This is a genomic window from Methanoculleus chikugoensis (assembly GCF_019669965.1).
GTDB lineage: Archaea > Halobacteriota > Methanomicrobia > Methanomicrobiales > Methanoculleaceae > Methanoculleus > Methanoculleus chikugoensis.
On record NZ_AP019781.1, the window covers coordinates 1900895 to 1920064 of the forward strand.

Genomic DNA, 19170 nt, shown 5'->3' on the forward strand with positions numbered 1-19170 from the left:
TTCTCCCTAATAGTGATTACGTTGAGGACATGGAACTGATTCTTGCAGTCGATCTGGCAGGCGGTCTCGTGGTGCACGGAAAGTCCGGAGATCGCGCCGGCTACCGGCCGCTGACCTGGGGGCTTGCCCCTTCGGCCGAACCGGAAGCCTACCTATCCGCGCTCGCGCCCCGGTATCTCTACATCGCCGACCTCGAGCGTCTCCAGGGCAGGGCGCCGCAGGACGACCTCGTCCGGCGCTGTGCCGCCATGGTCGAGCGGTGCTACCTCGACCGGGGCTTCCGGTCGCCCGCCGAATGCGCGGCAGTACCCGGCGTGACACCGGTCGTCGGCACCGAGACGGCCGCAACGGCAATCGAAGACCTCGCGGCCTACCCGGGCGGATACCTCAGCATCGACGTCAAAGGCGGCCGGGTGCTCCCCTGGGGCATCTCCCCGACGGAGATGCTGGCCCGGGCATCGGCGTTCTCGTTTGAGGGGTGCATCCTCCTCAACATCGGCGCCGTGGGGACGGAACGGGGCCTCGACCGGGAGGAACTCGAAGAACTGCGGGCGTGCTACTCCGGCCGCCTCCTCTACGGGGGCGGGGTCGCCGGAACCGACGACATCCGTCTCCTCGCCGACGCCGGGTTCGACGGGGCGATCATAGCGACGGCCGTTCACCGCGGCACGGTGCCGATCGAGTGGCTCCGGAGGGGACACCCATGCTGATCACCATCGAGGGGATCGACGGGAGCGGCAAGAGCACGCTTCTTGCCCGTCTCCATGAACTGCTCGCCGACCTCGACCCCCTCTTCACCCGGGAGCCCGGCGCCACCTGGGTCGGCGAGTCGGTGCGGCGGGCGATCGCCGAGCGGATGGATCCGATCACCGAGGCCCTGCTCTTCTGCGCCGACCACGCCGCGCATATCGATACCCTGATCCGGCCCGCGCTCGATGAGGGAAGGCTCGTCGTCTCCGACCGTTACGCCGACTCGCGGTTCGCCTACCAGCCGGTCGTCCTCGACGGCGTCCTCCCCGACCCGCTCTCCTGGCTCTTCCGGATTCACGAGGGGTGGTCGATCCGGCCCGATAGAACGTTCCTCCTGGTTCTGCCGATAGAAGATGCCGTCTCACGGCTTGGCCCTGAGAAAAAGAGAGAGTATTTCGAGAACGCCGCAATCTTATCGCGGGTGCAGGAGAACTACCTGGGCCTTGCGGCGGCCGACCCTTCAAGGTTCGTCATCGTCGATGCGCTCCTTCCAAAAGAAGAAGTCGCCCGGTTCATCGCCGACGAGATCAGGGCTGGTGCCCGATCGTCACGACGACGTCCCCGAGCGTGAGGACGTCCACCTCTTCTCCCGCCACCCGGTAGGCGACCTTCGGCGTGAAGGAATTGGCCGGCACCGGGATCTCCTCGCCGTCGACCGTGACGGTTGCAGGCGGGTTCTTGAGCAGTTCCGCCGGGAGCGCCTCCACGGCCTGCATGAACCCCCGCGCCTGCTTCCTGAGCGTCGGTCCGATCACCGCCATGTTGAAGTCCACGCCGCTCATGACCTCCTCGAGCCGGGGCGTGCCGGTGCTCCAGGAGGCATCGGCATTGAGGGCGCGCCCGGTGTCTCCGGCATCGTCGACCGGCTCCGGCGCGTAGATCATGACGTGGCCGAGCGGGGCGTTCAGCGCCATGCCCTTATCGTGCTTGTAGCGCCGGAGTTCGGCGACCGTCTTCACCAGGAGATCGCCGTGGCGCCGCGCTTCGTCGTCGGCGTATGAAAAGTCCGGCCAGGCTTCTTTGTGCACGCTCTCGCCGGTGAGGTTGTGGTAGCACTCCTCCGCGAAGTGCGGGATGATCGGGGCAAGCAGGCGGCAGAGGACGTCCATCGTCGTCCGGAGCGCGCTGCAGGCGCTTGCCCTGCCGCCCTCGTCCGTATAGAGGCGCCCTTTCGCGATCTCGATGTAGTCGTCGGCGAGCGTGTTCCAGGCGAACTCCCGGATCGCCCTGAGCGCCCGGTCGAACTGGTAGCCCTCCATCGCGGCGGTGACCTCGGCAACCGTCTCGGAGAGCCGGACGAAGAGCCACCGGTCGGTGAGTTCCGTCACCGGGGCCGGACTCTCCGTTCCGGAGTCCAGGTGCCCCATGACGAACCGGAAGATGTTCCAGAGTTTGGTCTGGAACCGGGACGCGGCGACGACATCGTTCCAGTTGAACATGATGTCCGAACCGGTCGCGGCACCCCCGGCGCCCCACTGCCGGAGCGCATCCGCACCATACTTTCCGACGATCTCCTCAGGGGCGATGATGTTGCTCCGACTCTTGCTCATCTTGAACCCGTCTTCCCCGAGCACCATGCCGTTCACCAGGATCTCGTCCCAGGGGTGGCCGCCGACCAGCGCCTTCGCCCGGAGGATCGTGTAGAACGCCCACGTCCGTATGATATCGTGGCCCTGGGGGCGGAGCTGTGCCGGGAAGTATGGCGGTTTACCGGTCCCGTCCCACCCGGTGACATGGAGCGCCGATATCGAGGAGTCCATCCAGGTGTCGAGGACATCCTTCTCGCCGGTGAACTCCGATCCGCCGCACTTCGGGCAGGGGACCTTCGGCTTATCGACCGTCGGGTCGATCGGGAGGTCTTCCTCGGCCGGAAGAACCATCTCGCCGCAGGCGGTGCAGAACCAGACCGGGATCGGGGTCGCGAAGATCCGCTGCCGGGAGACGCACCAGTCCCACTCCATCGAGTCCGCCCAGTTCTCCATCCGGGTAAACATGTGCTCCGGCGTCCAGGAGATCCTCCGCGCCGCATCCATGATATCGTCCCGGTGGACCCGGACGAACCACTGCCGCTCCGAGAGGATCTCGATCGGGGTCTTGCACCGCCAGCAGGTTCCCACCCGCTGTTCGAGTTCCTCCTGCCGCTTCAGGATCCCGGCCTTCTCCATATCCGCGAGGATCGCTTCCCTGCAGGTCTCCGACGTCATCCCTTCGTATGGGGCCGCGGTCGCGGTCATGACGCCCTGCCGGTCGATAGCTTTCCGGAGATCCAGGCCGTGCTGCTTCCACCAGTAGACGTCCGTCTTGTCGCCGAACGTACAGATCATCACCGCACCGCTGCCGAACTCCGGATCGACCGCGACGTCCTCGATGATCGGGACATCGTGACCGAAGATCGGGACGGTGAGTTTCTTCCCCTTCATCCCGCGGTAGCGCTCGTCTTCAGGATGGACGGCCACCGCAACGCAGGCCGCGAGCAGTTCCGGCCGGGTGGTGGCGATCTCGACGCCGTCGAAGTCGAAGTAGTTGAGTTTGGTGGTGCGGGGCGCGTAGTTGACCTCGGCGAACGCGATGGCCGTCTCGCACCGGGTACAGAAGTTCACCGGATGCTCGCTCTGGTAGATGTCGCCGGCCTTGAGCATCTGCAGGAACGACGCCTGGGTCTTTCTGTAGTAGTCCGGGAGCATGGTGATGTATTCGCGGCTCCAGTCGGTCGAGAACCCGAGCCGCCGCATGGTCGCCCGCATCTTCTCGATGTTTGAGAGCGTGAGGTCGCGGCACATCTCCCGGAACTTCTCCCGCGGCACATCGTTCTTGGTGATCCCGTAGGTCTCCTCGACCTTCACCTCGGTGGGGAGGCCGTGGCAGTCCCACCCCTGCGGGAACATGACGTTGTAACCGCGCATGCGTTTGTACCGCGCGATGAAGTCGATATAACACCAGTTTAATGCGTTCCCGATATGGAAGTTGCCGGTGGGATAGGGAGGCGGCGTGTCGATGATGAACCGCGGTTTTGAAGAGACGGGGTCGAAATAGTTGTCTTCATCCCGCCAGGTACTCTGCCAGCGCGTCTCCACTTCTTCGATATCGTAGTTTTTGGGTAGTTTATGTGACGGCGACATTTTCAGCGTATAATCTCTCTCTTCCCAGTCAAATATATTGTTGGGCTTTCCCCGGCCGGGTCTCCCGCGCAGCGCACGGGTTCGCCGCCCCGGCCCGGAATTCCCGCAACGTGCACCGATAAAAACCGCGAGACGGCAGGTGTTCGACCCTAAAGGCTTTGTTCCTGCACTTCCAATCGTATACGAATGACAAAGCCGCTGGGGTTGGTTCTGGCATCGGTGCTCACCCTCGTCTTCATAGGCCTTGCCCCCCTGCTCCAGCCGGCGTGGCTGCTCACGCTCTTCCTCGTTCCGTTCTCGCTCGTCCTCTTCCTCATCAAGGATACCCGGTATATATCGCTCTCGATCATCGCGCTCGCCGTGCTCTACGGGCTCGGCTGGCTCTCGACGTTCGTCTTCACCTGCACCCTCGGTATCGTCGTGACCGGGGAGGTGGCGTTCCGCGTTACCGGAGGGAAGCACGCGTCGTATCTCCACCACCTGGTTGCCGCAATCGTCGTATCGATCGCGGTGATGCTCTACCTGCAGTACGCCGCGCCGCTCGTCGCCGTGATGGGGGTGGTCGTCGCGGTGCTCCTCCGGGCGGCTCTCCGGGGCCGGGACGATGCCCTGATGATCGAGGCGCTCGGCGTCGCGATGACGATGTTCCTCTTCGAGGAACTCAACTTCGAGGTCGAACTGACCCTTCTCATCGCCGCGGCGCTCATCGGGTTCGGGTTCGGCTACACCGCCTACCGGTTCCGGGTGGCCGACATCAGCGGCCTCTTCTCGGGTGCCATGATCGGGATCATCCTGATCGTCTTCGCGGACGTCCGGTGGTTCCTGATCATGCTCACCTTCTTCATCATCGGTGCCGGGGCTACCCGGTACCGCTACCGCGATAAGGAGCAGCTCGGCGTCGCCCAGGAGCACGGGGGCGTACGCGGCTACTTCAACGTCTTCGCAAACGGCCTGGTGGCGACGGCCGCCGCCATCCTCTTTGGGTTGACGGGGCACCCGGCATTCGTGGCGCTCTTCATGGGCAGTGTCGCATCCGCCGCCGCCGATACCGCCGCAAGCGAGATCGGGGTCACGGGAAAGATGCCGTACCTGATCACGACGCTCAAGCCGGTGCCGCGGGGGACGAACGGCGGGGTGACCGTGCGGGGCGAGGCGGCGGCCGTCATCGCATCCGCCGTCGTCGCCGTCGTCGCATGGGCGATGGGTGTCGCCGACCCCGGGATGGTCGTCGTCACGATCATCGCCGGCTTTGTCGGTACCAATGTCGACAGCCTGGTGGGCGCGACGCTTGAGAACAGCGGCAGGATCGGGAACTCGGGCACGAACCTGATCGCCACGTTCTCGGGCGGGATCTCGGCGATGCTGATCTATATTCTGGTGTGAAGCGGTGCAGGCTCCCTCCCCGGCCCCCGCTTCGCACCGTTCGTGGCACCTATGGAGAACATTTTGTATCGCTGCAACCAATAGTAGACACACTATGGAGAGCGGAACGGTTGTGGGGAAACGCGTCTTTGTCGCAGAGAACGCAACGGTCATCGGAGACGTGAGGCTTGCCGACGACGTGAGCGTCTGGTTCGGCGCCGTGGTCAGGGGCGACCGGGATACGATCACGGTGGGGTCGGGCTCAAACATCCAGGACAACGCCGTCGTCCACACCACGCCCGGGTTTCCGGTCACTATCGGTGCGGAGGTCTCGGTCGGCCACGGCGCCATCCTGCACGGCTGCACCATTCGCGACCGGGTGCTCGTGGGGATGGGCGCCATCATCCTGAACGGCGCGGTGGTGGGGGAGGGCTCCATCATCGGCGCCGGCGCGGTGGTGACGGAGAAGAAAGAGATCCCGCAAAACTCGCTCGTCCTCGGGGTGCCCGGCAAAGTGATCAGGGAGACGACGCCCGAGCAGCAGGAGAGTATCCTCCACAACGCGCGTGAATACGTCAACCTCGCAGGGAGGTACCGCCATGGCTGAGGTCGTCGTCATCGGCGCCGGGGTCGCGGGCATCCAGGCGGCGCTCGACCTTGCCGACCACAACATCCACGTCCACCTCATCGAGCGCGAACCGACCATCGGCGGGCACATGGCCCAGCTCGACAAGACGTTCCCCACGAACGACTGCTCGATGTGCATCCTCTCTCCGAAGATGGTCGAGGTGGCCCGGCACCCTAACGTCACCATCCATACCTGCTCCGAGGTCGAGGGGATCGAGGGCGAGGTGGGGAACTTCCGCGTCCGAGTCAGGAAACATCCCCGTTACATCCTCGAGGACGAGTGCAACGGCTGCGGGGACTGCGTCGCGATCTGCCCGGTGGAGGTCTACAACCGGTTCGACGCGGGCATCGGCGTCCGGAAGGCGGTCTACAAGCCGCACGCCCAGGCGGTCCCGGACATCGTCGTCAAAGACCGGGAGCACTGCATCGAGTGCGGGCTCTGCTACGACGCCTGCGGGAAAGAGGCAATCCTGCACGAGGACGAGGAGCGCCACCTCGAGATCGAGGCGGCAAGCATCGTCGTCGCGACCGGCTATGCGACGTTCGATGCCAGAAACAAGGCGCAGCTCCGCTACCTCATCATCCCCGACGTCATCACGAGCCTGGAGTTCGAGCGGATGATCAACGCAAGCGGGCCGACGGGCGGGAAACTCAAGAGGCTCTCGAACGGCAGACCGCCCCGGAGCGTGGCGTTCGTCCAGTGCGTCGGCTCCCGCGACCTCTCCGCCGGCCGCCCCTACTGCTCCGGGGTCTGCTGCATGTACGCGATGAAGAACGCCACGCTCATCCGGGAGAAGAACCCCGATATCGAGGTCACCGTCTTCTACAACGACATCCGGGCATACGGCAAGGGCTACGAGGAGTACTACGAGCGGGCGAGGAGTCTCGGGGTCAGGTTCGTCCGCGGGTTCCCCGGCGAGGTGCTCGAGGAGAACGACCGCCTGATGATGGTCGCGGAGAACACCGAGACCAGCGAGGTGGAGACATTCCACCCGGATCTTGTGGTGCTCTCCGTCGGGCTCGAACCGGCCGCGGGAGCGGATGTGGTTGCCCGGATGCTCGGCATCCCGCGGGACGAGTCCGGGTTCTTCGGGGTCGCCGACCAGAAACTCGGCCCCGTGCTCACGGTGAAGCCCGGGATCTACGTGGCAGGAACCGCCACCGCGCCGAGGGACATCCCCGACTCCGTCGCGATGGGCGAGGCGGCGGCCATGCGGGCGTTCCTCGATACGATCAGGGTGGGATGAACATGACGGAAGGGGAAGATCCTTACACCATCGCGTGGGATGCAGAGGACGAGTGCATCCTCTACATCGACCAGACCCTGCTCCCCGAACGCTACGAGCAGATGCGGTGCGTGACCGTCGACGACCTCGCCCGGGCGATCCGGAGGCTCGAGATCCGGGGAGCGCCGGCGCTCGGGATTGCCGGCGCGATGGGCGTGGCGCTCGCCGCCGTCCGGAGCAGGGAGACAGACCTTCAGCGGTTCTCGGGCGAGGTCGGGCGGGCGGGAGACCTTCTACGAGGCACCCGTCCGACCGCGGTCAACCTCGCGTGGGGAATCGACCGCGTGCTGCGGAAGATGGCGCTGGCGGCATCGGTCGCGGAGGCGAAGGCCGTAGCGGTCGCGGAGGCGAACGCCGTCGCCGAGGAGGACGAACTGACCTGCCGGAGGCTCGGCGGGTTCGGCGAAGAACTCTTCCCGGAGAGGTGCACGGTGCTCACCCACTGCAACGCGGGAGCGCTCGCCTGCCGCTGCTGGGGAACGGCGCTCGGGACGATCCGGTCGGCGGTTGAGGCCGGAAAGAATGTGCGGGTGATCGCCTGCGAGACCCGGCCGCTCAACCAGGGTTCGAGGCTCACCTGCTGGGAACTTGCCCGGGACGGGGTCGACGTGACCCTCATCCCCGACTCGTCGGCGGCGTACCTGATGCGGAAGGGGATGATCGACCTCGTCGTCGTCGGCGCCGACCGGATCACGAAGGATGCGGTCTTCAACAAGATCGGGACGTATATGCATGCCGTCGCCGCCCGCCACCACGGCATACCGTTCTACGTCGCGGCGCCCGTCTCAACGTTCGATCTCTCCCGCAGGGAGACGGATATCACCGTCGAGGAGCGGGACCGCTCCGAACTCACCTCCTGCGGCGATAAAAAACTCGCGCCCGACAACGTGAACGTGCTCAACTACGCCTTCGACGCCACCCCGCTCGACCTCGTCGATGCGATCGTCACCGAGATCGGGGTGCTGCGGCCGCCGTATATGGAGTCGTTCCGGCTGGTCGGGAGAGACAGGGAGGTCCGGCCATGAGTTTCCTCGATTCCGAGATCTGGATCCAGTTGATGACCCTCATCGGGGAGGTCACGTTCTTCCTCATCCTCGGGATGCTCCTTGCCGCAGTAGCCCTCGCGATCATCGCCGCCGCCTCGATCACCCGGGGGAAGTTCTACTTACCGCAGATCCTGATACCCGGCATGGTCCTTCTCGAAGGGCTCGTGAAGGCGTTCTGCAAACTCCTCGGGCTGGACGACAAGGATCTCATCACGTTCTTCATAACGCTCAGGAACACCATGAACACGAAGGCCTTCTCCGAGACCCCCGTCGAGCAGCGGGCGGTCTTCCTGCCCCAATGCCTGCGCTCGGCGCAGTGTCCGGCAAACCTGACGCCGGAAGGCCTCAAATGCCGCAACTGCGGCCGCTGTTCGGTCGGGGAGAACACGGCGTGGCTCGAGAGACGCGGCTACCGGGTCTTCATCGTCCCGGGCTCGACGTTCATCAAACGGATGGTCAAGAAGTATCACCCGCGGGCGATCATCGGCGTCGGCTGCCTCATGGAGGTGAAAGACGGGATCGATATGTCCGACCGGATAGGAATCGTCGCTATCGGTGTCGTGAACCTAAAAGACGGGTGCGTGGAGACGGTAGCGGACTGGGGCGCGGTGAGAGATGCCGCCCTGCTCGGCATCAAACCCCCCTCAGGTTCCGTAGACTTTCACGGCCCTGCCGAATAGGCGCTCGCTGGTGACCTTGCCGTAGACGAAGATCGTCTCGTCGCTGTTCACGGCACCGACCCTGACCCCCGGCCGGAGGGTGATGTTGCCCCCCGCCTTGATCGAATGGAGACACGCGTTGTCGCAGATGGTGGCGGTCTCCAGAACCCTGAGCGGCCCTTTTATCCTGGCGTCATGGCCGACGACGATGCTATCGGCCTCGACGAACCCGCCGACCGTCGAACCCGGCCCGAGTTCGAGGCGACCGGCAACGACCATATTGCCCCAGATGTGCGTCTCGGGAGGGGTGATGAAATTCCCGTCTATCTTCACGTTTCCGTCAAAAAAGGAACCTTTCGGTGCTATGTACGTGTCCCCGTGCCGGTAAACTTTCATGAAGATCTCCTGGATAACAGCTCGGCCCGTAACCTGATAAAATTATCAGTGAGACTATTTGAAGATTGCAGGGTCGCATCTGTTTTTGCCGGCCCATGTTCGCCGGATATTTACATCACCGGCGGAGTCTGTCGTTTCCCGTAGCCCGCTCTCCGGCCTCTATCGCGTAAGGCTCTATCTGTAGCCCTTTCCTCTGTCTCCGCCACACGTGCTGTTATCTGTAGCCCCCACCCCGCCCGCGCTTCGCGCTCCTCCTCCGCACCTTCGGTGCTCAAACTCCCGCCGTCCGCTACGCTCCCGGCAGTCGTTCCCCGCCCACGAGGGGCGGGGGCAGTTATGGCGATATCCACAGAAAGCCGTGTACGGTTCTCCCCATCCTGTGGATCGTGGTGAGTATCGCTATTGGGTGAACGACGTCCTGAAAGGACGGAGATCGAGCACTGAAGGTGCGAAGAGGGGCCGGGCGGGAGTGCGATGAGTGGGACGGCCGGATGAAGGTATTGAACACCGGGGTTCCCGCGCTCAGATCACCGCGGCGATCGCAAAGACAGCGAGCGCGGCAAACATCCCCATTCGCAGGATTGATGTCGCGCTGGACTCACGGACACAGCCCGGCGTCGTGCATTGAAGACCCCGGAAGGCCCCGAAGAGGATGACGAGATCCACGACCGCGATGCCGGCGAGGTAAAAGAGGCCCCACCAGTCGCCGGAGGGGAGGAGGCTCACCACCACGGCGCCGCAGGCGCAGGCGAACGCGAATATCCCCGTCCTCCGGACACCGACGATCATGGGAAGGGTGCGGGCGCCTCCCGCCGCGTCCCCGTCGACGTCTTCCGCATCTTTCAGGAGCTCCCGCGCGATGGTCGCAAGGAACGTGATCGCCGCGAGCGAGAGGTTCCGGACGAGCCCCTCGATGCCCGCAAACGCTCCGCCGAAGAGGAAGACGCTCGCCGTCAGGTAGGCGACGGCCGCGTTGCCGAGGACGGGGGTGCGCTTCAGCCGGACGGCGTAGGCGACAAGGATGGTAGAGTTTATGATGGCGATAGCAAGGCAGAGCGGCGGTGTCAGGGTGGCAATCGCGATTCCGGCGATAAAGAGCGCCGCTGCATACGCCCTTGCACCGCCAAGGCTGATCTCCCCTGCCGGTATGGGGCGGTCGGGGCGGTTGATCCGGTCGATCTCAACGTCGCAGACGTCGTTGATCACGTTCCCGCCGGCGGTGATGAGCGCGACGATCACGGCGAGCAGGAGTGACGGCGGCGTGAGCGTCCCGGTGGCGATGAGGTAGCCGATGAGCGCGGTAAGGCCGGCAACGACGGCGTTGTGCGGGCGGGTGATCCGGATGTATGCGGAGGCGCTCATTATCGAAGAGTAAGGTTTTATGGCGGACGATAAATAACCCGATGGTCTATCGGGGTTGAATCTGGGAAAAGAACGGGCTTGGGGGGATTTGAACCCCCGACATTCAGCTTAGGAGGCTGACGCCATGTCCGGACTAGGCCACAAGCCCATACCCCGGAGTAGAAGTATTGCTCATGAGAAGGTATAAGCGTATCGAGCATCCACCTTTTCGGGAAGCATGGACGTTGTCGAGGTCACCGAAGGAAGAACCCGTTTTCTCGTACCCAGACAGGATCCTCGCCTCCAGTTCCCGCCGGGAAGCGGCCCGGTCTTTTATAACTCGCGCATGGAGATGAACCGGGACGCTACCATCCTCCTGCTCTCTGTCCTGCGGCCCGAGAGTTACCTCGACGCCATGGGGGCATCCGGCGTCCGGGGGCTCCGGGTGGCGCACGAGGTCGGGATACCGGTGACGATCAACGACCGGAGCGAGACGGCGGTCGATCTCGCCCGGCGGAACGCCGATGCGCTGGGTCTCGCCGTCGAGGTGACCCGGAAGGATGCGAACGCACTGATGAGCGAGAGACGATTTGATACGGTCGACCTCGACCCCTTCGGGACGCCGGCGCCGTTCGTCGACGCCGCGGCCCGGAGCGCCGCACGGCACCTCTTCGTCACTGCCACCGACACCGCGCCGCTCTGCGGGGCGCACCTGAAGGCCGGGATGCGCCGTTACTTCTCCCGCCCGAGAAACACCGAGTATCACGCCGAGGTCGGTCTCCGGACGCTGCTCGGGTTCGTGGCACGCGAGGTGATCAAGTACGACCGGGGCTTTGAACCCCTCTTCTGCTACGCGCACGAGCACTTCCACCGCCTGCACCTCCGTATCCGCTACGGGGCGGCGGCGGCCGACAGGACGCTTGCGCGGATCGGCTACGTGATGCAGTGCGGAGACTGTCTCTACCGCTCGGAGAGGACCGGGATCCTCCCCGAGCCCGCGGAGTGTCCGATCTGCGGCGCGGACCTGGTGCCGGTCGGCCCGCTCTGGACGGGGAGGATCAACGACGATGCGACGCTTGCCGCGATGCAGGAGGCGCTCCCCGGCATCACGGCCGGGACCGGGACGCGGATCGGGCGGCTGCTCGCGACCTGCCGCCAGGAACTCGATACGTCGAGCCACTACGACTACCACGTCGTCGCAAAACGCCTGCGGCTCTCTCCTGCCGGGATCGAGACGGTCATCGGGCGGTTGCAGGCTCTCGGCTACCGGGCGAGCCGTGCGCACTACTCCGGCACCGCCCTCAAGACCGACGCGCCGCTCCCGGCCCTCGAAGAAGTGATCAGCGGCGGGTGACGACGGTGAGGACGTCCCCGTCCGCGAGCTGGTGAGTGATGCCGACGCGTTGCGCGTCGTGTTTGGCCGAATCGCCCCAGACTTTTGCGTAGCGGAATTTGTCGGCGAAGTCGCGGTGGAGGCGGTTGCAGACGTCCTCGACCGTTGCCGGGCTCCGGATGATCAACGGTTCGTCCATATCTGCGGGGCCGCCGACCGGCTTTAAGTAGACCCGCATGAACTCCAGGTTCTCGAATATGGCGTCTTTGAGGTCTTCGATGTGGTAACCGCTGTGCGCGGATATCATGATCGGCGTTTCGCCGAACCGCTCGGTCAACTCGCTCTCGATCTTCGCCCGGGTCTTCTCTTCCACCAGGTCGACCTTATTGACCGCGATGAACGCGGGGACGTAGACGCGGTTCCCGATCATTGCGTCGATGAAGTCGTCCTGCGTGACATCGCTACGAATCAGGACGTCGGCGTTGACGATCTTGCTCTCTGCCAGGATTGCACGGATCTCCTCGAGATCGAGGTCGACGGCGCCGACGGTGTTCAGCCGGATACCGCCGGATCCGGCCTTCTTGATGGTGATATCGGGTTTTGGCCGGTTGATCCTGATGCCGGCATCGTGAAGTTCCCGGAGAAGGACGTCCACGTGCTTCTCGTTGAAGACGTCGACCAGGACCAGGATCAGGTCTGCGGAACGGACGACGGCGATCACCTCTTTCCCGCGGCCCTTGCCCATGGCCGCACCGGCGATCAGGCCGGGGATATCAAGGATCTGGATCTTTGCGCCCCGGTGCTCCATCGAGCCCGGGATGACCGAGACGGTCGTGAAGGCGTAGGCCGCCGTCTCGCTGAGTTCCGAACCGGTGAGCCTGTTGAGCAGCGTACTTTTACCGACCGACGGGAAGCCGACCAGGACGACGGTGGCGTCTCCCGACTTCTTTACGGAGTAGCCCTCACCCCCGCCGGAGGAGGCCATGGCCCGGGCTACTGCATCGTCACGGATCTTTGCGAGTTTCGCCTTGACGCGACCGATATGCTTCGAGGTCGCCTTGTTGTACGGGGTATTCTTGAGCTCGTCCTCAAGTTCACGTATCTGCTCTTCGACACTGCTCATTGCTGCCGATACAGATATGCGGGGAAGCTACTTATTGATGTCTGTGATGAAAATCACGAAGCGAAGGGAAAATTCCGGCCCGTATAGGGTTCAGATTGTCCGACTACCGGGATGGCCGGAGAAGGCGGAGCACGGGACAGGTTTAAGTATGATAAAGTCTAATAATTTAGAGCACGTTGGTGCAATGCGCTGCTATAGTGTAGACCGGCCAATCATGCAGGACTCTCACTCCTGCGACTGGGGTTCGAATCCCCATAGCAGCATTCTGTTCTGAGGGCAAGCGCCCATTTCTGCACCGCTCCCGGGATAAAGACGATACCATGCACCGCACCCCCGACAGTGTCCTGAAACCTCAGAAGTATCTCGGGGGACGCGGCCTTGTCGTCCTTATTGCGCTGCTCTCCGCCTTCGTCCCGCTCTCGACCGATCTCTACCTCCCTGCCCTTCCCGGGATGGGGGATTACTTCGGCGTCTCCGCGAGCCAGACAAACCTCACCCTGATCCTCTTCTTCATCTTCTTCAGCCTCGGGCTGCTCTTCTGGGGGCCGCTCTCCGACAAGTACGGCCGCCGGCCCGTCCTGCTTACGGGGCTTGCCCTGTATATCGCCGCAAGCGTCGGATGCGCTTTATCCTGGGATGTATGGCACCTGATCGCCTTCCGCATTCTCCAGGCGGTCGGGGGCAGCGCCGCCTCCGCGGTCGCGACCGCGATGGTCAAAGACGCCTACGACGGGAGAAAACGGGAGTCGGTGCTCGCGCTCGTCCAGTCGATGGTCGTCATCTCGCCCGCCGTCGCCCCGGTCCTCGGGGCGTTCATGCTCCCTTACACCTCATGGCGGGGCCTCTTTGTGGCACTCGCCCTCATCGGCGTCGTCTCGTTCGTCGGCGGCCTCCTCCTCGAAGAGACCATACCCGCGCGGTATAACGGCACCGTGGGGCAGTCCGTCCGCCGGCTCGGGGCGGTGCTCAAGAACCCCGGTTTCGCCTCGCTCCTCATCGTCTTCTCGCTCGTGAGCACCGCATCGCTCGCGTTCGTCTCCGCTTCGTCGTATATCTACCAGGAGGGGTTCGGGCTCTCGGAACAGTCGTACAGTTTCTACTTCGCCCTCAACGCCGCAGGCCTGATAGCCGGCCCGTTCCTCTACCTCTGGCTCTCCCGGCACTTCGGCCGCCGGCCAATCGTCGCCTCCGGATTTGCGGTCATGCTCGCCGGTGGCGCACTCGTCTGCCTCTTCGGGAGCCTGGGGCCGCTCTTCTTTGCCCTCGCCCTCTTCCCGGCCTCCATGATGGGCAGTTGCGTGCGTTCCCCGGGAGCATTCCTCATGCTCGAGCAGCAGAAGGAGGATGCCGGCTCCGCGTCAGCCCTGATCAACTGCTCGGGCCTCGTCTTCGGCAGTGCCGGGATGGTCCTCGTCTTCCTTGCCGGGGAGAATCTCGTCCTCAGCCTCGGGGCGATCAACATGGCGGTCGGGATGGTGTGTCTCGCGGGGTGGGCGGCGATCGGGAGACGGGGGCTGGTGAGGTTCTGAAATGATCCTGAAGTACACCCCGCCGAAGAAGAAACTCTCGGAGATCCTCAAAGAATTCGGGCCGAACCCTGCGCTGGCCGATTCGGTCGCGGAAGCCTCGCGCGAGATGCGAAACGCTTCGATGCGAGAGGTCGACTTCGATGCCGACGCTTGATACGTCCCTGCTCATCGACCTGATCCGGCACGATCCGGAGGCGATGAGAACACTCGATGCGATGGAGCGGGAAGGGCTGCCGCTTGCAACCACGGCGATCAACGCCCTCGAACTCTACCGCGGCGCGTTCCTCTCGGCATCGGTGCAGGAGAACCTCCGGGAAGTCGAAGCGATCACGCGGGCGCTGATCGAACTCCCGATCACCGACGAGACCTACCGGATCTTCGGCACCCTCGCTGCCGAACTCCGGGGAAGAGGCAGCCGGATCGGTAATTCCGATGAGGTGGTCGCTGCAATCACGCTCGGGGGCGACGGCGAGATCGTCACCCGGGACAGTCACTTCACCCGCGTTCCGGGGCTGAAGGTCAGGGCGTATTAGAGGCCGCCGATTATACGCTCCCCTGTGGTGCCGGTTCCCGGACCGAGAGGGCGAAGAACCCGCAGACAGCCACCGCGAGGAGGAAACTCACGAAGAATCCGGGGCCGAAGCCGCTGGCGGCAACAATGATCCCGGTGACCAGGGGGCCTGCCGAATGCCCGATATCCATGATGGACGACAACGCCCCCATCGAAGCCCCCATCTGCTCTTCTTCTGCAACGTCCGCGACGTACGCACTGGTCGCAACCGTGGAGAGCGACATACCCAGGGCGAGGAAAGAACTTATGAGAAGGAACGCGGGAAATCCCGGTGCAAACGGGATGGCGGCGACTGAAACCCCCAGGATGAGGAGCCCTATGACGATCTGGACCCTCTTGTCGACCCGGTCGGCGATCCTGCCGAAGGATGGCTTCGAGACCGCGATGATCAGCGTCTGGGCGGCGAACAGGATCCCCGTCTGGTAGGCACCCATCCCTCTGGAGAGGACGACAAGCGGCAGGAACGTCTCAAACGCTCCGAAGGCAAAGTAAGTCCCCATATCCACGAGTGCCGTTGCCCGCAGCCTCCGGTTCGTGAAGAACGTCACAAAACTTTCCCGAAACGCTGAGAACGGGAGGACCTTCAGGGGGCCCGGGGTCTCCTCACGGTAGAGGAGGATCAGGACGACCACCGGCACTGCGGCGATGGCTGCAGTGAGGTAGACCATCCGATACGGGATGAGCCCGGGGTAAAAGACGAAGAACGACAGGATAGCCCCGCCGACGAGCGGAGCAAGGGTCCTCCCGATCAGGGTCGCGGAAGAGTACTGCCCGAGCACCTCCCCCTTCTTCCCGGGAAACCGCACGGCAATCATCGCAGCGATCACCGGCCCGAGGATCGCGGTCGCCATCCCGTGGAAGAACCGGACCGGGATCAGCCAGAACGGGTCGGTGATGAAGAGATAGAGCAGAGGCGCCGAGAGGAATATCGTTCCGGATGCGATGAGCAGCCTCCTCTTTCCCAGGTGATCCGAGAGGACCCCCACCGGGAAGGAGAGAAGGATCCCGGCAAGCGGGGAGACCGCTGCAATGAGACCGATGACCGCATCGCCGGCACCCAGAGCCTGCGAGAAGAGGGGCAGCACCGGGTTCTTCGAGATCGTCGTCGAGAAGATGGCAAAGAACCCGATCAGAAAGAGGCCATACATCGCGTCCTGTGCGGAATGGTGCCTGACCATGGTTCTGATCGTTTGAGATTTTCCGCGGGCGGGCTTATATGTTCTGATCAAGACCGGGAAGGGTCCCTGTACGGCCTCCCGGACACACACCCCAGACGAATCGGGCACGAGAAGAGCTCCTTTGTTTCTCCTCTCAGGCAACTGACAGAAGCCAGGAACAAAAAAGAAGAACCGACCTCCCTGATGGGCTACCCTGAATCAGCCGGCTCATAGACGTAGAGAATAGTATCGTGGACAAAGAAGTAGGTCTTCTCGTCACCGTCATAGATGACGCGCTGGTTCATATCAACAGCCGCGCTGATGATATCCTCGAGCGAACCGAGTTCAATCCTGTGCGCTGTGATACTATGGTCAAACCTGCCCCGGCTCATCCAGTCGCGATACCGGGCGTGTACCGCTTCCTGCTCCAGTGCCTGAAGCATATCGGCGGAGGGTTTGAAGCGCGGAGATCTTGACAGTATGACCCAGAAGAGCATACCCAACGAGGCCAGCAGGAGGAGTACTGCGGCATACTGCTGGTGCAGGGGAGGATAGACCTCGATCGTCCGTGCCTCGCGGGCTGTGACCGCCTCGGCGAAACTCAGGTTATCGGATATACTGTAGTGACCTGCCCCCAGGGTGATGGGCATCAGGTACTCCCGGCGTTCATTGACCGCTTTTCCGTCAACCGTTCCGGTGAATACAGCCGTGGTGACGACATCGACAACAGGAGTCCCTCGCTGAAAGTCCAGATACTCCTTGATCTCATTCAGTCGCCATTGCATATCCTCCATGTCCAGGGTGAACGAGTTCTGGTATACCCCCGACTGCAGCGGCCCTGCGTTCTCGGCAATCACCACCTCTTTGCTCCAGTAGGTCGTGTCCGACTCCTTCATCGACAGAACCGCCACCGTATGCGACACGACATCCAGATCCACAGCCTCTCCTTCAACAAGGAAGGTGAATGTCGTCTGCAGTTCCGGGGTTGCCGCAAAGAAATAGACCGGGTTGTCCGTCAGTGTTGTACCGACCGGCCAGAGCGGGTTTCCTTCCGAGACGACCGCCCGGTACTCGTACCGGCCATCTATGGAATACCAGGGGACGTCGACGGTCACATCCCTGGACTCCGGCATGTACCAGCTCGTGTATACAAACAGCCCTGACACAATGATGCACACAACAACAACCGGCAGTACCAGTGTGAACTTTTCAGCAGTCAGTGATTGAAATCTCTTAATTCTCCAGTACACGATCTACAAGCCTCCTTTTACGGCGTAATTTCACAAACTTTTTCTCGGCCCAGAGCGGGTGCAGGACGAGTGTCAGAAAGGCTCCCGGCAGGATTGCCAGAGCGAGGACAGGGAGATACGGGTTCAATCCGGCAAGCCCCACAAACCAGAATACAGGAAGGACATACGGCAATCTGGCTACGGTGCATTCCGGCTCAGTCCCGGATATCGGAATGGAGACAGTTTCTCCGGGCTGCACAATCCCGTATACAGGAACTCCACCCACACCGGGCGTGCATATCAGGTACGCCTCAGGAACCAGGCCTCGCCCCTCTACCGTTATGCAACCGTTTTGAGGAACGCTGGAGCCTGAAAAAGAGCCGTATGTCTGTATCCCAGAAAGAGAGGGCACGGTCAGTAGAAGGAAGAGGGCCAGAACGACCGAGGAGAGAAAGAAGAGCCGGGAGTACCTGATCGAGAAGATTTGCCCTTTCGGCACCGGACTCTCCCGGGAGAGCCGGCGGGCGGCATGGGGGCCGTGCGTGAGTTTTCGCGTCTCCAGAAGGGCCAGCATCAGCGAGGGAAGGATAACCATCAGGAGGATAACCTGCTTCTTCATCTCTGATGCAAACCCGATGAACGGGATGAGAAATATCGGCCTGCCGATGATATCGCCCTTTGAGACGGAGAAACGGTCGGGAGCGCTATTTGCGTCTCCTTTTGTCGAATACAGACCGGTGTCCGCATCGATACCGGTTACCCGATGGGTGATGACCATGCGGTCGTCCTGTCCGGGATGCTGGAAGACGATCACGTCCCCGACCCTGACCTGATCCGGATCCGTGGGGGCGACGATGATGACGTCGCCGGGGAGCATGAGGGGTGTCATGCTCCCGCTCAGGACGATCATGATCAGCATGTCACACCGGACGAAGAGGAGGATTCCCGCCAGGATCACAACACCGATGATGACTGAAATCGTTCCCTGGATTGGGCTGACCCGGATCATACCTGCAGCCTGACCTCCTTCTCGTTCCCGTCGTCCAGGATGATAGTGCACACGAGGCTCTTCCCTTCCATGTTCGAGCCAAATGTGAGCAGGATTCCCCGTGCGGGATCGTCCCGGGTTGCCGGCCCGAGCTGAGCCTGCCCCTCGAGTAAGTGGCCGGATACTGCTTCTCCGGACCAGAAGACGGTGAACCCTTCATCTCCGGCAGGTTCTGGATTGGAACCTGCCCCTTTCGGCCCCGCACGCGGGGCTTCGCCGCCCTTTCCGCGGGTAAACGCCGCCTCACGGATCATCTCGCCGTCATCGGGGTCCCATGAGACACGGATGCCCGTAACCTCCAGCGGAGCAGATCCGGTGTTGTTCACGGTGATGCCGGAGAGGACGGTCTTTGCATGGTTGCCTGCCGGCGGCTTGAGCAGAGGCTGATCGGCAGTTACCATCAGGCTGCCGGCGTCGCCCCACGAGCCGGTGGTGATGGAGATCCCTTCGATCACCTCGGTATCGGTGAACCATGCTCCGGCCGGGATGATGTCTGTAACCAGAAACACACCGGCGCAACAGATAATTACCAGAAGTACGTATGCCTTATTCATCGCTCACATCTCCCTGTATCATGGCGTTCGTGGGCGAAGG

19 protein-coding genes and 2 tRNA genes are annotated in these 19170 nt (G+C 63.0%); 12 read left to right on the forward strand and 9 right to left on the reverse strand.

Annotated features, from left to right (window positions below; genetic code table 11):
- The first annotated feature begins 29 nt into the window (after positions 1 to 29).
- Entirely contained in the window at positions 30 to 710 is a 681-nt protein-coding gene (locus tag MchiMG62_RS09595) for a HisA/HisF-related TIM barrel protein (RefSeq protein ID WP_221056762.1), read from the forward strand.
- Positions 704 to 1321 (forward strand): dTMP kinase, encoded by a 618-nt coding sequence (tmk, locus tag MchiMG62_RS09600; RefSeq protein WP_221056763.1) that lies wholly within the window; start codon positions 704 to 706, stop codon positions 1319 to 1321. The genes MchiMG62_RS09595 and tmk overlap by 7 nt, the downstream gene beginning before the upstream one ends.
- Here the strand turns inward: tmk and MchiMG62_RS09605 are convergent.
- A complete protein-coding gene (locus MchiMG62_RS09605; RefSeq protein WP_221056764.1) occupies positions 1278 to 3869 on the reverse strand; it encodes a valine--tRNA ligase in 2592 nt (863 codons plus the stop codon). The two genes, tmk and MchiMG62_RS09605, sit on opposite strands and share 44 nt — an antisense overlap.
- 186 nt (positions 3870 to 4055) lie before the next feature.
- On the opposite strand from MchiMG62_RS09605, the gene MchiMG62_RS09610 reads away from it, so the two are divergent.
- From MchiMG62_RS09610 to MchiMG62_RS09630, 5 genes are all read left to right on the forward strand, one after another.
- Positions 4056 to 5252, forward strand: coding sequence for a TIGR00297 family protein (locus MchiMG62_RS09610; RefSeq protein WP_221056765.1), 1197 nt, complete (start codon positions 4056 to 4058; stop codon positions 5250 to 5252).
- A gap of 94 nt (positions 5253 to 5346) precedes the next feature.
- Positions 5347 to 5838, forward strand: coding sequence for a gamma carbonic anhydrase family protein (locus MchiMG62_RS09615; protein WP_221056766.1), 492 nt, complete (start codon positions 5347 to 5349; stop codon positions 5836 to 5838).
- A complete protein-coding gene (locus tag MchiMG62_RS09620) occupies positions 5831 to 7105 on the forward strand; it encodes a CoB--CoM heterodisulfide reductase iron-sulfur subunit A family protein (RefSeq protein WP_221056767.1) in 1275 nt (424 codons plus the stop codon). The genes MchiMG62_RS09615 and MchiMG62_RS09620 overlap by 8 nt, the downstream gene beginning before the upstream one ends.
- Before the next feature lie 2 nt (positions 7106 to 7107).
- Positions 7108 to 8169 carry an S-methyl-5-thioribose-1-phosphate isomerase gene (gene mtnA, locus MchiMG62_RS09625; protein WP_221056768.1) on the forward strand — a complete coding sequence of 354 codons (1062 nt, stop codon included), beginning with the start codon at positions 7108 to 7110 and terminating at the stop codon, positions 8167 to 8169.
- Positions 8166 to 8870: a DUF116 domain-containing protein gene (locus tag MchiMG62_RS09630; protein ID WP_221056769.1), complete on the forward strand. Its 705-nt coding sequence runs from the start codon at positions 8166 to 8168 to the stop codon at positions 8868 to 8870. The genes mtnA and MchiMG62_RS09630 overlap by 4 nt, the downstream gene beginning before the upstream one ends.
- Here MchiMG62_RS09630 and MchiMG62_RS09635 read toward each other — a convergent pair.
- The 3 genes from MchiMG62_RS09635 to MchiMG62_RS09645 form a co-directional block, all read right to left on the reverse strand.
- Positions 8835 to 9182 carry a bactofilin family protein gene (locus MchiMG62_RS09635; protein ID WP_244987671.1) on the reverse strand — a complete coding sequence of 116 codons (348 nt, stop codon included), beginning with the start codon at positions 9180 to 9182 and terminating at the stop codon, positions 8835 to 8837. The two genes, MchiMG62_RS09630 and MchiMG62_RS09635, sit on opposite strands and share 36 nt — an antisense overlap.
- Positions 9183 to 9767: 585 nt before the next feature.
- Positions 9768 to 10607, reverse strand: a complete 840-nt coding sequence (locus tag MchiMG62_RS09640; RefSeq protein ID WP_221056771.1) for a geranylgeranylglycerol-phosphate geranylgeranyltransferase — start codon at positions 10605 to 10607, stop codon at positions 9768 to 9770.
- 73 nt (positions 10608 to 10680) lie between these two features.
- Positions 10681 to 10755: transfer RNA gene (locus MchiMG62_RS09645), tRNA-Arg, on the reverse strand.
- A 69-nt stretch (positions 10756 to 10824) separates the two neighbouring features.
- Here MchiMG62_RS09645 and MchiMG62_RS09650 point away from each other — a divergent pair.
- On the forward strand, positions 10825 to 11940 hold the full coding sequence (locus MchiMG62_RS09650; protein WP_221056772.1) for a tRNA (guanine(10)-N(2))-dimethyltransferase: 1116 nt from the start codon (positions 10825 to 10827) through the stop codon (positions 11938 to 11940).
- Here MchiMG62_RS09650 and MchiMG62_RS09655 read toward each other — a convergent pair.
- Entirely contained in the window at positions 11927 to 13042 is a 1116-nt protein-coding gene (locus MchiMG62_RS09655; protein ID WP_221056773.1) for an OBG GTPase family GTP-binding protein, read from the reverse strand. The genes MchiMG62_RS09650 and MchiMG62_RS09655 overlap by 14 nt on opposite strands.
- Positions 13043 to 13230: 188 nt before the next feature.
- Here MchiMG62_RS09655 and MchiMG62_RS09660 point away from each other — a divergent pair.
- The 4 genes from MchiMG62_RS09660 to MchiMG62_RS09675 all read left to right on the forward strand — a co-directional run bounded on the left by MchiMG62_RS09660 (position 13231) and on the right by MchiMG62_RS09675 (position 15104).
- Positions 13231 to 13305 (forward strand) — tRNA-Glu (locus MchiMG62_RS09660).
- A gap of 57 nt (positions 13306 to 13362) precedes the next feature.
- Positions 13363 to 14571, forward strand: coding sequence for a multidrug effflux MFS transporter (locus MchiMG62_RS09665; protein ID WP_221056774.1), 1209 nt, complete (start codon positions 13363 to 13365; stop codon positions 14569 to 14571).
- Between the two features lies 1 nt (position 14572).
- Positions 14573 to 14725: a hypothetical protein gene (locus MchiMG62_RS09670; protein WP_221056775.1), complete on the forward strand. Its 153-nt coding sequence runs from the start codon at positions 14573 to 14575 to the stop codon at positions 14723 to 14725.
- The gene (locus MchiMG62_RS09675; protein ID WP_221056776.1) at positions 14712 to 15104 is read left to right on the forward strand and encodes a type II toxin-antitoxin system VapC family toxin; all 393 of its coding nucleotides are present in this window, start codon (positions 14712 to 14714) and stop codon (positions 15102 to 15104) included. Before MchiMG62_RS09670 ends, MchiMG62_RS09675 begins: the two co-directional genes overlap by 14 nt.
- 10 nt (positions 15105 to 15114) lie before the next feature.
- Here MchiMG62_RS09675 and MchiMG62_RS09680 read toward each other — a convergent pair whose 3' ends face one another.
- From MchiMG62_RS09680 to MchiMG62_RS09695, 4 genes are all read right to left on the reverse strand, one after another.
- Positions 15115 to 16320, reverse strand: coding sequence for an MFS transporter (locus MchiMG62_RS09680; RefSeq protein ID WP_221056777.1), 1206 nt, complete (start codon positions 16318 to 16320; stop codon positions 15115 to 15117).
- Positions 16321 to 16508: 188 nt separating this feature from the next.
- Positions 16509 to 17549 (reverse strand): DUF5305 family protein, encoded by a 1041-nt coding sequence (locus MchiMG62_RS09685; protein WP_221056778.1) that lies wholly within the window; start codon positions 17547 to 17549, stop codon positions 16509 to 16511.
- The gene (locus MchiMG62_RS09690) at positions 17533 to 18537 is read right to left on the reverse strand and encodes a signal peptidase I (protein WP_221056779.1); all 1005 of its coding nucleotides are present in this window, start codon (positions 18535 to 18537) and stop codon (positions 17533 to 17535) included. Before MchiMG62_RS09690 ends, MchiMG62_RS09685 begins: the two co-directional genes overlap by 17 nt.
- Positions 18534 to 19085: a hypothetical protein gene (locus MchiMG62_RS09695; RefSeq protein WP_221056780.1), complete on the reverse strand. Its 552-nt coding sequence runs from the start codon at positions 19083 to 19085 to the stop codon at positions 18534 to 18536. The genes MchiMG62_RS09690 and MchiMG62_RS09695 overlap by 4 nt, the downstream gene beginning before the upstream one ends.
- Positions 19086 to 19170: the final 85 nt, after the last annotated feature.

Excerpts from the sequence above, each read along its gene's own strand:
- MchiMG62_RS09610 (WP_221056765.1), top strand. The coding sequence starts at position 4,056 with ATGACAAAGCCGCTGGGGTTGGTTCTGGCATCGGTGCTCACCCTCGTC.
- mtnA (WP_221056768.1), top strand. The coding sequence starts at position 7,108 with ATGACGGAAGGGGAAGATCCTTACACCATCGCGTGGGATGCAGAGGAC.
- MchiMG62_RS09630 (WP_221056769.1), top strand. The coding sequence starts at position 8,166 with ATGAGTTTCCTCGATTCCGAGATCTGGATCCAGTTGATGACCCTCATC.
- MchiMG62_RS09680 (WP_221056777.1), bottom strand. The coding sequence starts at position 16,320 with ATGGTCAGGCACCATTCCGCACAGGACGCGATGTATGGCCTCTTTCTG.
- tmk (WP_221056763.1), top strand. The coding sequence starts at position 704 with ATGCTGATCACCATCGAGGGGATCGACGGGAGCGGCAAGAGCACGCTT.
- MchiMG62_RS09595 (WP_221056762.1), top strand. The coding sequence starts at position 30 with ATGGAACTGATTCTTGCAGTCGATCTGGCAGGCGGTCTCGTGGTGCAC.
- MchiMG62_RS09690 (WP_221056779.1), bottom strand. The coding sequence starts at position 18,537 with ATGATCCGGGTCAGCCCAATCCAGGGAACGATTTCAGTCATCATCGGT.
- MchiMG62_RS09605 (WP_221056764.1), bottom strand. The coding sequence starts at position 3,869 with ATGTCGCCGTCACATAAACTACCCAAAAACTACGATATCGAAGAAGTG.
- MchiMG62_RS09640 (WP_221056771.1), bottom strand. The coding sequence starts at position 10,607 with ATGAGCGCCTCCGCATACATCCGGATCACCCGCCCGCACAACGCCGTC.
- MchiMG62_RS09615 (WP_221056766.1), top strand. The coding sequence starts at position 5,347 with ATGGAGAGCGGAACGGTTGTGGGGAAACGCGTCTTTGTCGCAGAGAAC.
- MchiMG62_RS09655 (WP_221056773.1), bottom strand. The coding sequence starts at position 13,042 with ATGAGCAGTGTCGAAGAGCAGATACGTGAACTTGAGGACGAGCTCAAG.
- MchiMG62_RS09675 (WP_221056776.1), top strand. The coding sequence starts at position 14,712 with ATGCCGACGCTTGATACGTCCCTGCTCATCGACCTGATCCGGCACGAT.
- MchiMG62_RS09650 (WP_221056772.1), top strand. The coding sequence starts at position 10,825 with ATGGACGTTGTCGAGGTCACCGAAGGAAGAACCCGTTTTCTCGTACCC.
- MchiMG62_RS09620 (WP_221056767.1), top strand. The coding sequence starts at position 5,831 with ATGGCTGAGGTCGTCGTCATCGGCGCCGGGGTCGCGGGCATCCAGGCG.
- MchiMG62_RS09665 (WP_221056774.1), top strand. The coding sequence starts at position 13,363 with ATGCACCGCACCCCCGACAGTGTCCTGAAACCTCAGAAGTATCTCGGG.
- MchiMG62_RS09670 (WP_221056775.1), top strand. The coding sequence starts at position 14,573 with ATGATCCTGAAGTACACCCCGCCGAAGAAGAAACTCTCGGAGATCCTC.